The sequence below is a fragment of the Wolbachia endosymbiont of Nilaparvata lugens genome (assembly GCF_007115045.1).
Taxonomy (GTDB): domain Bacteria; phylum Pseudomonadota; class Alphaproteobacteria; order Rickettsiales; family Anaplasmataceae; genus Wolbachia.
This window is the reverse complement of record NZ_MUIY01000001.1, coordinates 809,465-823,249: the sequence shown is the minus strand read 5'-3', so window position 1 is coordinate 823,249 and position 13,785 is coordinate 809,465. Positions and strand designations below refer to the sequence as shown.

The window sequence follows — 13,785 nt, the reverse complement described above, 5'->3', positions numbered from 1 at the left end:
CCAAAAACATAAATTTAAAGAACTCAACAACCATCACCTACAAGGTGAAGGGTTAAATTTCAATCAATTTGAAATTGATCATTGTCATGAAGTGGCTCGCCTTCCTGGATAGATATGTACTCTTGTATAACCTCATCTGTAATTGTACCAGAACTTACGGCTAAATATCCACGTGCCCAAAGGTGTCTACCCCAAAATTGCTTCCTTAGACTTGCAAAATCTTGCATCAGCAACCTTTAACTTGTTCCTTTCAAAAGTTGTACAATTTTACTAACCCTTTGCTGTGGTTTATATGATATGAACATATGAATATGATCTGCTGCAACTTTACCTGAGATAATTTGGATCTCATTTTCCATAGTAACCTGCCTTAGCAGCTCCCTAACTCTAAAAGCAATTTGGCCTATTAGCACCCTTTTGCGATATTTGGGAATCCATACCAAGTGTACTTTCATATCGTACTTAGGGTGTGCATTATACCCATAACGTCGCATACGCGACTATTGTAACTTGTCCTTCGCCTCAAGGCGAGACAACCCCGTAAGGGGGACACTTAAGTGTATATTTTCTCAATAAATTTACTGACATTGATATGGGTAAATTTGCAATAGCTATTGGGAATGTTCAAAAAAGTGAGTCAAACCAAAAAAAAGTAATAAATTAATATAAAAAAATGTAGGTTTGATTCACTTTTTTGAACATTCCACCCTAAGCCCTCTTGAGCTTGAGAATTTTTTCTATATATAGGCTGAGCATGAATGATATCTGATCATCAATTATGCAAATCTGGATCTTGTTGTGCATACTTAAGTCATTTTGCCAAAATTCCCTTTTTGCATCACCTTTTAAACCTCTTATGTATACTTCTGTAATTGTGGTAAATTTTTGATCATTGGCAGCCACTTCTACACACTGCCTTCCATACATATTCTCAACTTCTTCTCGCTTTTACTGTGTATTCCTTTTGTGCTCTTTAAAACGGTACCTTCTATATATATATTTATTGTCATTAGGCTAAGTTACCGCTTTTTTTTCCATTTTTATACTTCCTGCCCTTGATTAATTTGACCTGCTAACATTTTGTTTACAGGGCCTTCTATTCACTCTGCACAATTTGTTCTTATGGTAAAAACTTCTTCTTCACTCTTATTTTTCCTTAACTTGACGCGTATGGTTTCCCGTCTGTCAAGGAATTTCTACTCATGAAGGTTATGGCTTGGAAGATTACTGAAATTTTGAAAAATGTAGTCTACTTCTATATTCAAATATATCAAGCAGTAATTCAAAATTAGCTATTGTACTTTTTGCACTATTATATGCAAGGTTGAGCAATTCTCTGTCCTCATATAAATCAGCAAATTTAAACTCCATGCACCCTGATTGTTTTGTGCCTAGAATATCTCCGCTACCCCTCAGCATCATATCCTTTTCAGCAATATAAAATCCATCTTGTGACTCACACATAATCTTTAACTTTGAATACGAACTTTTACTGAGATTGTCATATAACAGTACACAAAAAGACGGTTTATTTCCTCGTCCTACTCTACCTCTTAACTGATGTAATTGCGATAACCCGAACTGCTCTGCATTTTCTATAATCATAATAGTTGCATCTGGTACATCTATACCAACTTCTATCACAGTGGTTGCAACAAGCAGAGAAAATTCATTCCTCTTGAAGGAAAACATCACTTGATCTTTCTGCTCTTGAGTTAGTTTTCCATGTATTATTCCAACCCTATCAAAAAATGTCTTTTGTAGTTCCTGAAAGCGCATTTCTGCTGCGGCAATATTGAGTTCTTCGTTTTCTTCTATATATGGACAAATCCAATATGCTTTTTCGCCTCTATTTATAGCATCTTTCAGTCTTTGAATAATATCTGATACTTTTTTAACGTTCATAATAACGGTTTTTATTGGCAATCTAGATTTTGGTTTTTCCCTTAAAATAGAACATTCAACATCACCATACATAGCTTGCTGCAAGGTTCTTGGAATGGGAGTTGCAGTAACAAAAAGTATATCGGTATTTTCTCCTTTTCCTACCAACCGATTCCTCTGCATCACTCCAAATCGCTGTTGTTCGTCTATGACTGCGAGTCCTAAATTTTTAAATGTAACGTTGGCTTGAAATAATGCATGAGTACCAATTACTATATTTAAAATACCACTTGCAAGTTCGTTCATAATAATCTTTCTTTCCTTGCGCGCAGTTTTACCAGTAAGCAAAGCAACTTTTATATCAGTATAAGATAGAGTTTCTTCGATCCAATTATAATGTTGCTCCGCTAAGATAGTGGTTGGTGCCATTAGAGCTGCTTGCATGTTATTTTCTACCACATTCAGCATCGCAAAGAGTGCAACTACAGTTTTGCCACTCCCAACGTCACCTTGCAGCAGACTTACCATGCGGTATCTGGATTTTTGTCTTTCTGAGATTTCATCTATCGCTCGAATTTGATCATTTGTTAATTGGAACGGTAATTCATTTAAGACCTGCTCTTTGTATTTACTCAATATTATAAATTCTTTTCCCTCTTTTTTTACATGATTTTCCCTTGCAAGCTTTAGTGCCAACTGGTACGCAAATAGCTCATCATAAGCAAGTCTTTCTCTGCAAACTTCTGCTTCTGCGAGTGAGCTCGGTCTGTGCAATCTTATGATGCTTTCTTTCCAATTCAGCCATTTCTTTTGCTTGATTAATGTTTCATCTATCCACTCTGGCAAATCAGGCAAATCTTTTAGATTAGAACTTATTATGTTTCTAATGCTCTTGTTAGTAATACCGCGACATAATTGGTAAATTGGCTCTATGCAGGCTATTTCTTTAAATTGATTGATATCAGATAACATATAATCTGGGTGAGTAATTTGCCAATGTTCGGCAAATTTTTCAAGTTTACCACTGATGACTATATCTGTTCCAACTGGAAATAATTTATACAAATATTTAACTGAGTAATTAAAAAAAACTATAAATAAATACTGACTTTCACTTTCAACGATTATTTTATATGGCCTACCTCTAACAGTGGGGCGCTGGTGCTCATACACTTTTGCCACAAAAGTTGTAAATTCTCCCACTTGAGCATCAGGTAGTGATTTACTTCTATCCACATAACTGAGCGGCCTATGAAACAGCAAGTCCATTACTCTGTCTCCACCGCAAAGTTTAGGCAATATTGCGGAATGGAACTTAGGTATATTCTCCAGCCTGCTGTTTAGAAAAATCTGATTGCTCATTGAGATTCATACATGTGTAAAACTGTTATAGAGCCTTACTAAAATCCTGTCACCCTATTATGACTGTCCATGTTCAGTATATTATTGACATATTAACTATTTTTATGTATTATTATACTATCAGCAATTCATATCAAAGTATTAACAATGAACAACTCTACACAGGAAAAAAATGAAAATCCAGTCGTTACACTAAAAGCTCAGGCAGAAAAGTTTGATTTTAGCAAATTAAGGGCCGATAAAAATAATCAGTTAGCAACTACTGGAAAGCAGATGTATGACGATTTTCGAAGAATGAGGTTTGTTATTAACAGCAAAAGTCTAGACGAAATTTTAATTGGTGCATTGATAGATGGAGTAGATCAACATAATTTTGATGAAGTTTGGGATAGACATTATAAAAAGCAAGAGATACCTGATGATAAAAAAACTGACCAATATAAAGAGAAGTTTGAAAGGTTTTACAATCTAGGTAAAGGGTACACTCATCTATTACCAAAAGAAGGAGATAAAAACGAGAATTATCACCCAATTGCAAAAGAAATTTTTAAGGAAATGTTTAAATATGCTGAAGCGCAAATCCCAAGCGATCCTCTCTTAGAGGAACTGGTTACCAACTGTAACCAACTTGGTTATGATGGTAATTTATCTTTTCATGTTGATACACCTGCGTTGGCAAGCCACAACCTCGTAACTGGGGTTCTCAAGAAAACAATAAATATTAATTGCACTGAATCAAGTTATACAAAAATTGAATCTAAAATGTCTATATCTGTATTAGACCCTAACAAGACAAAGGAATATGAAAACTCAAAAGATGCAGCTATAGCTACTATACAAAGTTCAATCAAATTCACACTTCAGTCTCAAGATGGAAAAGATGATGTGATATATAAAGATGGCAAATTGTCACTTACTGTGCCCCGAAAATTGAGAGACTACAAAATTGATGGCAGAAGTTTATTTGATACCATTAAAGAATATTTCTACAAATTCTGCGAGAAGTTAGGATTCAAGTTTGAAGTAGAAATAGAGCATGATTTAGGTGATCCGATGAGCTACCTCGAAGAGGTAGATCTGCCCATTCATAGCAATGAACACGAAAATACACCCTAAAACTAACAATTAAAATATTTCAAGTTCTGTTAGCTTATTTGCATAGTCAATGACTTCAATTGTACTAGACACAACTTAATCTGACAGAAAAACTAATATCAACCTCTATGTTTGATGCTACTAATATTTTTCTAAAAAGCAATATGCTTGCTATCAAGAAAAGTCTGCATAGCAATATTTACCTAAATGAGGCCTTGTCTCAATTCCTAAATATAGCTGTGATTTTCTGGTTTATCATAGCCCATATCAGTCAAAATGCGCGATAATAGCACCATCAAAGAAAGATATATTAAAAAGATTAGCGGCAGTAATTGCAGTTTTCTCTGTTTGCCATAGCAACTCTTGAGTAGGTATCAATAATAATGATAATCTATATATCTGCTATAAAACCTCGAGATCCTTAGAATAGGGCTGACTAAGGTTCTCATACATTCCTGTATGCTGAGAAAATAAAAGCTCTTTTGATTCTATTCCTAAATCCTCAAGTATTTGCTCCTGTTCAGCTATAAGTTCTAATAGCCCTGTTCCACTTTCACTTACTTCACTTCGTTCAAGACACATAAGTTCTGTTAACTCTGCTATGTCTTCTCTAGAAAGCTGATTTTTTTCAGAAAAAGTTGCTTCACTCATATGGTCCTCTTTTTGATATAAAGAGTATCTTATACAAGAGAATAACTAAAATAATCTAAACTCTTGTGTCATATTTGTAGCTTGGTGTAGTTATATGGTACATTTCAGATAAGAGTACTGATTATCTAATTGTAGGAGAAGACCTAGTCAAAATATAAAAAAGCAGTGGAATTGGGGGTGGTAAATTCAGAAGTGTCTGAATAACTGTGTGAACTAAGTTCGGAGGAGAATAGTATCAAGAAAGGAGAAAATTATATGGTCTTACCTTTATTGATGTATTAATTGAGAAGAGTTCTTAAAAGTTAATGTTTTGTTAGTTTGTTTCATGCTAAAATAGGAATATATAAGTAATTAGGAAAATGTTATGCGGTCTAATTTCAATTCACTTAATAAATACGGATATGTATCTGATGCAAATGGATTGTCTCACCAAAAAATGGGAATGTATGATGATTTAGGAAGATATGAAGTTGCTGATGAAGATATGATGTACCAAAAAAACTATGGTATTATTGGTGATAGTTTAAAAAAAGTAACAAATCTGACTGGAGATACAGCAAAGAGTATAGCAGATTACCTTATTAAACCTGTTAGTGATCAGGTTGCAAAGCAAATCGTTGTTCCATTAGGAACAGAGATTATAAGTAAAATTGTCGTACCTATTACAAAGAAAGTTGCAGAACAAAATCAAGACATGATAAAAGAGCTAACAGATAAACTCATGGTTCGCGTGGAAGATTTTGCTCGGTTACAAATAGAAAAATTAAAAGAAGACGTGAAGCAAGAGATAACATCAATACCAGGTAAAGTTTTAGAGAAGATAAAACCTTCTTCATGGCTTCCATGGAAAGCAGAAAGTTTGGATGAAGCTTATTCTGACACTTATGTAACAAATGATATAGATGAATTTGCATGGTAGAGCTTCAAGGTTTAGCAAAATGTTTTTTGGTTTATATTCGCTTGAGGTTAACATCATTGGCCTTAAGCATTTTTTTAATGCTAAATGATCTTACTGTATATCTACAAATTCTTCCTGTGATTTTCAACTCTAGAGGTTATGCTTAAATTATAATATCTACCAAAAAAATAGTCATTTTGCTTGGATATTTGATATAATTTAGATCTATTAAAGCAAAAGCATGAATGAAGTAATAACATTTGGTTGTCGTCTAAATTTCTACGAGAGTGAGTTAATCAAAGAAGCATTAAAAAAAGCAAAGAGAGAAAATGTTGTTGTGGTGCATAGCTGTGCAGTGACAAATGAAGCAGAACGTCAAGTAAAGCAAAAAATACGTAAGATCTATAAGAATGACCCAAGTAAAGAAATTATTGTAGTTGGTTGTGCCGTTCAATTAGATCCTAAATCATATAGTGATATTCCTGGTGTAAGTAAAGTGCTAGGTAATCAAGACAAGCTAAGAGCTGAAAATTATCTACTAAATAATGATGAAACCTTAGTCAGTGATAACCAAGTAGAACCTATTCTCATTAATGGATTTGAAGATAAATCAAGGGCATTTATTGAAATTCAAAATGGTTGTAATCATAGCTGCACATTTTGCTCAATTACTGAGGCAAGAGGGAATAATCGATCTGTGCCAGTAAACAATATTATAGAGCAAATTAAGATTTTTATAGAAAATGGGTATCAAGAAGTGGTGTTTACAGGTGTTGATATTACTGACTTTGGTACAGATTTGTTTGGTAAGCAATCACTTGGTTCGATGGTTAGGAGAGTTTTAAAGGATATACCACAGTTAAAGAGACTAAGACTTTCCTCTATTGATGTTGCTGAAGTTGATGATGAACTAATGGATTTAATAGCTAATGAGTCAAGACTTATGCCTCACTTACACTTGAGTCTACAGTCTGGTAATAATTTAATACTAAAGAGAATGAAACGTCGTCACAATAGAGAACAAGTGATAGAATTTTATCATAAAATGAAGAGCTTAAGACCTAATATAGCATTTGGCGCTGATATTATTGCTGGATTTCCAACAGAAACTGATGAAATGTTTCAGGATACAGTTGATTTACTGAAGAAAATAAATGTAGTTTATCTACATGCTTTTCCATATTCAGAGCGGAAAAACACACCTGCTGCACGGATGCCACAAATACCAGAGAATGTACGTAAAGAACGAGTAAAGCATCTAAGAGAAATAAATAAAGAAATGATGAGCAGTTTTTATCAATCTTTGCTCGGCACTGAGCAAAGCGTTTTGGTTGAGCAGAATAATATTGGTAGAACAGAAAATTTTGCATTAATAAAACTTACATCAAGAGTTCAAGCTAAAAGTATTGTGAAAGCTCATGTTAAAGGAATAGAAAATAATTGTTTAATTGGAAATATTATTTCTTAATTTTTGTACATTAAAGGAATATATGATATAGTAGTTATACTATAAGTGATAATTCATTTATGATAATTAGAATATCTATTGCTTTATTTTTCATCTTCATTCCGTGTGTCTATTTTTTTATTACTTATATCAGTAACAATACACACATTGAGCAAGTACAACCGTTAAAATTAGAAACAGATAATAATGAAAGTGTAATACGTTCTGAAGAGGTTGCTGAAAAAGAAATACCAATGAAATATCAAGAACTTAAAAGTAGTTCACCTTCTGTTTTCCAAGCAGCTGATCAGAAAAATATGTGGCCAAGTATTGCAGATCAAGTTGAGCCTACAAAGGAAAAATCAAAAAAACTTGATTTCTATGTTAGTGCTAACGGTGGTAAGATATGCCATGATAATTCAGAAACATTTGTAAAGGGTATAAAGGCAATAGGAAAAAGGTTTATTAATTTAATCAATACAGCTAATCCTAATCTTTCTTTGCAAGAAAAATTAGTATCACTGTTCATCAAAGCGGGATTAGTGGATGAAATTCAGAGTATAGAGAAATTTAACGGCAAAATTGATTTCCAGTGGCTTAGGAGCGTATCTTTAGGTTACTATGCTGGGGAAAATGGCCGAGTTGATTTTGAAGCTATGTATTCTACAGCCAATATTGAAGATAGTAATTCTCCTCCGGTATTTGAGAAATCAGCAAGCGTGTTTGCATTTTTATTAAACTTCTATTATAACTCCAGCATTCAAGATACACAATTTGCTCCGTATGTTGGTCTTGGTATAGGGCCAACAGTTTTTAGATTAAAAAAGATTAATGGATCACCAGAAAATTCAATGCCACTGAATGTTCCTTGGTTTGCTTATCAAATAAAGCTTGGTGTTAATTATTTAATAATACCAGAAGTTAAAACCTTTTTCGGCTATCGTTACTTTAGTATCCCAATACCTATTGCAGATGATATATCCACTCATAGTATTGAAGTTGGTTTGATGTTTAATTTTTAGTAATAATATCTGTTCAAGGGCATCTTAAGCAAAAGTGGTCAGTGCTTGCCATTAGACTTCTTGGATAACTGAAGAAACAAGTAGTAGAAGCAATATTAGGGAAGGTATAAATTTTGAGCAGGTAAGTAAACTTGATGAAGAGAAGCTTCGAAGACTAAGAGGAGTAAAAAGAAAAACATTGGAAAAATAATAGAAATTTTAATAGAGGAAGAGGCAAGAAAAATGCAAGAGGAGGAAAACCAAATAAACAATGCATGTTTGTTAATAGCACTAGGCTCTGTGGAATTTACTATGAGGCTGCATATAGAGTATCAAAGTACTCATTAAGTAATGAGTTAGATGATATTGATATTAGCAGCTATAGCATGCTTGTAACAACTAATTCTGTACATTAGGAGAACCATGGCAGTGTTTGTATTTATGCCCGGAATGACAAGGGCACTTGTCATTTCTTGAAACTTTGGTAAAATTATCTTTTTTAGTAGGGTATAATCTGTTGCTTATCTCTTGGTTATTTACCAACTTAAAGTGCGCTAGGCGATAAATGGTTAGCTCTTTCCATTTTTCAAGCATCGACTCAAACATTAAGAAAGCTTCGCGTTTAAATTCATTTAATGGGTCTTTTTGCCCCATGGCACGCAAATTTATGCTTTGTCTTAGGCTTTCCAAAACCGAGAGGTGTTCCCTCCATAAATGATCAAGTGTCATGATCATCACTTGTTTCACTATCGTATTCCACAAATCTGTAGTTTGTTGACTATTGAAATATTTTTCTTTCTCAGTAAAAAATTCTTGTATCTTGTCATTTATATAATCCAAGGCTTCTTGTTTATTCAAAAACTCTGCTAGATTAAGCGTTATTCCGTATCTTATGTGGAATTCTTTTGCAATATCTTCAACATAATCTTCGTAATAACCACTTTGTACTATACCTTCTATTATATCCTCATTTACTTCACTATATACTTCAACTAAATCATTGATTTCATTGTTTAAAATATGATTTCTCTGCTTAAAAATAACTTTACGTTGATTGTTGATTACATCATCAAACTTTAGCAAAGACTTCCGCACATCATAATTTCTAACTTCAACTTTCTTCTGTGCTTTTTCAAGTGCTTTATTAATCCATGGATGATGAATAGCCTCGTTGTTCTTTAGTCCCACTCTTTGCAAAAAATTCCTCATTCTATCAGAACCAAATATCCTCATTAAATCATCTTCAAGTGATAGAAAGAACTTAGAAAGTCCAGGGTCACCTTGGCGGCCAGAACGTCCACGTAATTGATCATCTATTCTCCTGCTTTCATGCCTTTCGGTTCCAATAACACATAAGCCACCAGCTTTTATAGCAATTTCCTTATCTTTTTTTACTCTTTCGACTATTTCTTGATATTTTTTTTCTCTTTCATCAGCATTTTTTATTTTCTCGAGCTCTATTTTTGCAATCATTTCAACATTTCCACCAAGCTGAATATCAGTTCCACGTCCTGCCATGTTTGTTGCTATAGTAATGCTGCCTGGTATTCCAGCTTGCGCTATTATATACGCTTCTTGTTCATGATAACGAGCATTCAATACTGAATGCTTAAGGGAATGGCTTTTCAAAAGATCGGAAAGTTTTTCAGAATTTTCAATACTCACAGTGCCAACAAGCACTGGTTGAAGGCGTTTGTGGCATTCTTCTATGAACTTCAATACAGCATTAAATTTTTCTTTTTCTGTGCCATAAATTTCATCATCAACATCTATTCTCTTAACAGGCACATTAGTTGGAATTTTTACTACATTTAATCTATATATATCACGAAACTCCTCTGCCTCTGTTGCTGCTGTTCCTGTCATACCAGAAAGTTTGTTGTACATACGAAAGTAGTTCTGAAATGTGACTGATGCTAAAGTTTGACTTTCATACTGAATTTCAAGATTCTCCTTTGCCTCCAGTGCCTGGTGAAGACCATCAGAATATCTCCTACCTTCCATCATGCGCCCAGTAAACTCATCAATAATTACCACCTTACCGTTTTTCACTATATAATCTTTATCAGCAGTAAACAGCTTATGTGCACGAAGTGCTTGATCTATATAATGAGTCAGTATAATATTGCTAGTATCATAGAGCGAGGAATTTTCAGGAATGAGATTATATGACCTAAGTAATTCCTCCACTCGTGAAATGCCATTTTCAGTGAGGAATACTGCTCTACTCTTTTCATCGACTTCATAGTCAGAATCAACTAATTTGATTAATATTTTATTGATATGCTTATATATCTGATTATTTTCCTCAAGTGGGCCAGAAATAATGAGCGGAGTACGCGCTTCATCAATCAGTATAGAGTCTACTTCGTCTACTATCGCGTAATTGAAGCCTCTCTGAACCATATCTTCTTGAGAAAATTTCATATTATCTCGTAGATAATCAAAGGCAAGTTCATTATTTGTTGAGTATACGATATCTGCGCTATAAGCCTTTTTTCTCTCTTCGTCTGTCAAATTATTTGTAATAAATGCAACAGAAACTCCAAGAGAATTATATAATTTACTCATCCACTCTGTATCTCGTTTTGCAAGATAGTCGTTAACAGTTACGACGTGCACACCTTTTCCTTCTAAAGAATTTAGATACGCAGCTAAAGTTGCGACGAGTGTCTTTCCTTCTCCTGTTTTCATTTCTGATATCATGCCATTATGGAGAACCATGCCACCAATTAGCTGAACGTCGAAATGCCTCATGTTAAGGAATCTTCGTGATGCTTCTCGTACAACCGCAAATGCAGGTACGAGAAGGTCATTTAGTGTTTTTCCATTTTTCAGTTCTTGTTTTAATTCCGCAGTTTTACTAGCAAGATTCTCATCAGATAAGCTCTGCATTTCTTGCTCTAGCGCATTAATCTGCTGAGCAATTTTTCTGAAGGATTTTATTATCTTCTTGTTCGTTGATCCAAATATCCTTTTTATAAAAAAAAGTGACAACGTAAAGATGAAGAATATAAGAATAGTTGTTAAAACTAACGTAGAGTCTGGCATAAACTTAGGTAAAGTTTTATTTAATATGAGATTATATTACTAAACGTAACCTGCGGCAATTAGATTCAGAAAATCTTTATTTACAAACTAAGGAAAAGATTCTTGCAGATGAAATGTAAAAGAGTCTATTTATTTTATTAAATATTATAATTAATAATTAAACTTTCTTGATAAATTATTAAAATAGTGTTAAGCTACATGTATAAAACGGTTAGTGGAGTTACAATGTTAAGCAATATTATAAAAGTAAAATTAGAGGAAAATAGTTGCTCTGTTAAAGAATTAGAAGAATTCTTTGCTCAAATGCAATTTGGTACAAAATGGTTTAAAGATTCTTCAATAAAATTACTTTGCCAAAGATATTATAAATGTGGCGATAAATGGAAAATTTCTTTTACCCTAACTCTACCAAGAGAAGCAGTACCTAATTCTTTCGCTTTGAAGCTTTTATCTTTGCTTAGTAAGGGAAATGAGATGGCTTTACCTGTTATATTAAAATACCTTTCTTACAGAACTGTATTTAAAGATTTTGGTCAAAAACTACAGGATAAAATGGATCAAGATATAAAAGAACAAAACGATTCTAAAATTTCTCAGGAGATTGAGTTATGCAAAAAAGACATTTTAAACGTTCTAAATGGTGGTCGATCAGTATTAGATAATCAATTACGGCAACGTTATATAGCATACTATTCATTAATGGATAGTGAGGTTAAAGAATTAAAGATTAAGATTTCAAAAGAACTAGAGGATTATACTAGCAATATTAACGTTAATAAAATGTATCAAAGCCTTAATAATAAAATAAAAAAAATAGGGCTTTGTGAGATAAGAGGAATCGCTGCATTGTGTACTTGTGGTTTTACTGCATTTTTTATGTTACTTTTGGCTCCGCTCATAGCACTATTTGTATGTGCCGCTAAACAAGGAAGTATAGGTTATTTACATGCTCTTATGTATACAGCATCTCCATTTTTGGTTGTTGCAGCATTAGCGCTAACAGTAGCAGGTGTAGCTTACTTAACAAGTTATTGCCTAAAGCATAGTTTTACAAAAGAAATACAAAATTATATAGAGCAACCAATAAAATGTATGGATAAGGCAACTAGTAATAAAGAATTAGACAATTTTCCTTCTGACAATTATGAAAAAGTACAACCTTCAGCACCGCTTGAGGAACTACTACCTTCAGCACCGCTTGAGGAACTACTACCTTCATACGAGGAATCGTGTTCATCACCACCGTCATACGAAGAATCGTGTCACAGTAGTTTAGGTAATATTCAACCATCTAATCCAATACAGCAAAATAAGTTGTTGCGGTGAAGATATAAAGAGAACAAGCAAAATTACAAATGTAATTTTGCTTCCTTTATCATGACTTAGAACATGCAGCAACATGACGATTTGTCTATACTTTATCAAGTATATTAATGGGTAAATGAATTTTAATACAATCTTATTATACTTATAAATACGTTATATGTGAGAAGATATGGAAGATTTTATAACTGCAAGAAGGAAAGATGAAGCTGTGATATCTGTTTGTCAGGATAATGAGAAAAAGAACGTATTAATCTTGGGACTCAATCAAGCTGCAAGGAATTTATTAAAATGTGAGGAAGAGAATTTACTTAATAAGCCGTTAATCAATATTTTAAGTAAAAGAGCAGCTGAAGATATGAAAAGCTATTTGGAGTATACTGAAGATGGGCGCGATTTGCCCGATATATTGCCAAAAGTGATAGGCTTTTCTTTAATCGACGCTAAAGGAGAAGATATAAAAACAAAGGTAAAAGTTTTTCGCACAACGCAATTTACTAATAGCAAGATTAATTATGAGCTATTGATACGTGACATTAGCCTGTTTCATAAGCTAGCAATGTTTAGGGATAAATATCTGATGGGTAAGAAATATAAAAAACACAACTTGTTTGATATACCAGACAATGATTCAACGATTTTGGAGTTATATGTCATATTGAATTTTGCCTTTGAATATCAAATTAATGCAGTTATAGGAATAATAGGCTTCAATAATAAATTTAATGAGATAAACGATGCATTGAGTATGATCACAGAGCATTTTTATAAAAATTGCCGTAGTGATGATTTTCTAGGATTTATTGATGAGAATAAGGTGCTTTTTATTTTGATTAACTGTGATGCAAAGAACACATCTAAAATAATTAGTCGTATATATTCTACCATTAATAAGCAGTTACTAAAGCGAAAGTTACCAAGTATATCAATTATTTATGGAAATATAATTCAAAAACATAGTGTGAAGAATGCTTAAACGCTTTTGTCATTAATTGGTTTGTAGTATCTAAGTTCTACACAATATAAGAATTGTTTTTTATTTCTATTAAGCTTATATTAAAAATTTAAGCTTA

At 33.1% G+C, this 13,785-nt stretch carries 10 protein-coding genes and 1 pseudogene; 6 read left to right on the top strand and 5 right to left on the bottom strand.

Annotation, left to right across the window (positions count from 1 at the left end; genetic code table 11):
• Positions 1-59: 59 nt before the first annotated feature.
• From tnpA to recG, 3 genes and pseudogenes are all read right to left on the bottom strand, one after another.
• Positions 60-494, bottom strand: a pseudogene (gene tnpA, locus BWZ41_RS04205) (IS200/IS605 family transposase).
• Positions 495-708: 214 nt separating this feature from the next.
• Positions 709-927, bottom strand: coding sequence for a hypothetical protein (locus BWZ41_RS04200; protein ID WP_241653901.1), 219 nt, complete (start codon positions 925-927; stop codon positions 709-711).
• Between the two features lie 297 nt (positions 928-1,224).
• Complete coding sequence (recG, locus tag BWZ41_RS04195) at positions 1,225-3,246, bottom strand: ATP-dependent DNA helicase RecG (RefSeq protein WP_143689509.1); 2,022 nt, start codon at positions 3,244-3,246, stop codon at positions 1,225-1,227.
• Between the two features lie 147 nt (positions 3,247-3,393).
• Here recG and BWZ41_RS04190 point away from each other — a divergent pair, with 147 nt between their 5' ends.
• On the top strand, positions 3,394-4,362 hold the full coding sequence (locus BWZ41_RS04190; RefSeq protein ID WP_143689508.1) for a hypothetical protein: 969 nt from the start codon (positions 3,394-3,396) through the stop codon (positions 4,360-4,362).
• A 381-nt stretch (positions 4,363-4,743) separates the two neighbouring features.
• Here BWZ41_RS04190 and BWZ41_RS04185 read toward each other — a convergent pair whose 3' ends face one another.
• Positions 4,744-4,992, bottom strand: coding sequence for a hypothetical protein (locus BWZ41_RS04185; RefSeq protein WP_143689507.1), 249 nt, complete (start codon positions 4,990-4,992; stop codon positions 4,744-4,746).
• A gap of 364 nt (positions 4,993-5,356) precedes the next feature.
• On the opposite strand from BWZ41_RS04185, the gene BWZ41_RS04180 reads away from it, so the two are divergent.
• From BWZ41_RS04180 to BWZ41_RS04165, 3 genes are all read left to right on the top strand, one after another.
• Entirely contained in the window at positions 5,357-5,911 is a 555-nt protein-coding gene (locus tag BWZ41_RS04180) for a hypothetical protein (protein WP_143689506.1), read from the top strand.
• 220 nt (positions 5,912-6,131) lie between these two features.
• The gene (gene mtaB, locus BWZ41_RS04170; RefSeq protein WP_143689505.1) at positions 6,132-7,358 is read left to right on the top strand and encodes a tRNA (N(6)-L-threonylcarbamoyladenosine(37)-C(2))-methylthiotransferase MtaB; all 1,227 of its coding nucleotides are present in this window, start codon (positions 6,132-6,134) and stop codon (positions 7,356-7,358) included.
• Positions 7,359-7,417: 59 nt separating this feature from the next.
• Positions 7,418-8,359, top strand: coding sequence for a P44/Msp2 family outer membrane protein (locus tag BWZ41_RS04165; protein WP_143689504.1), 942 nt, complete (start codon positions 7,418-7,420; stop codon positions 8,357-8,359).
• A gap of 378 nt (positions 8,360-8,737) precedes the next feature.
• Here BWZ41_RS04165 and secA read toward each other — a convergent pair whose 3' ends face one another.
• Complete coding sequence (secA, locus tag BWZ41_RS04160) at positions 8,738-11,389, bottom strand: preprotein translocase subunit SecA (RefSeq protein WP_143689503.1); 2,652 nt, start codon at positions 11,387-11,389, stop codon at positions 8,738-8,740.
• A gap of 225 nt (positions 11,390-11,614) precedes the next feature.
• Here secA and BWZ41_RS04155 point away from each other — a divergent pair, with 225 nt between their 5' ends.
• Positions 11,615-12,715: a hypothetical protein gene (locus tag BWZ41_RS04155; RefSeq protein ID WP_143689502.1), complete on the top strand. Its 1,101-nt coding sequence runs from the start codon at positions 11,615-11,617 to the stop codon at positions 12,713-12,715.
• 169 nt (positions 12,716-12,884) lie between these two features.
• Complete coding sequence (locus BWZ41_RS04150; RefSeq protein WP_143689501.1) at positions 12,885-13,688, top strand: hypothetical protein; 804 nt, start codon at positions 12,885-12,887, stop codon at positions 13,686-13,688.
• Positions 13,689-13,785: the final 97 nt, after the last annotated feature.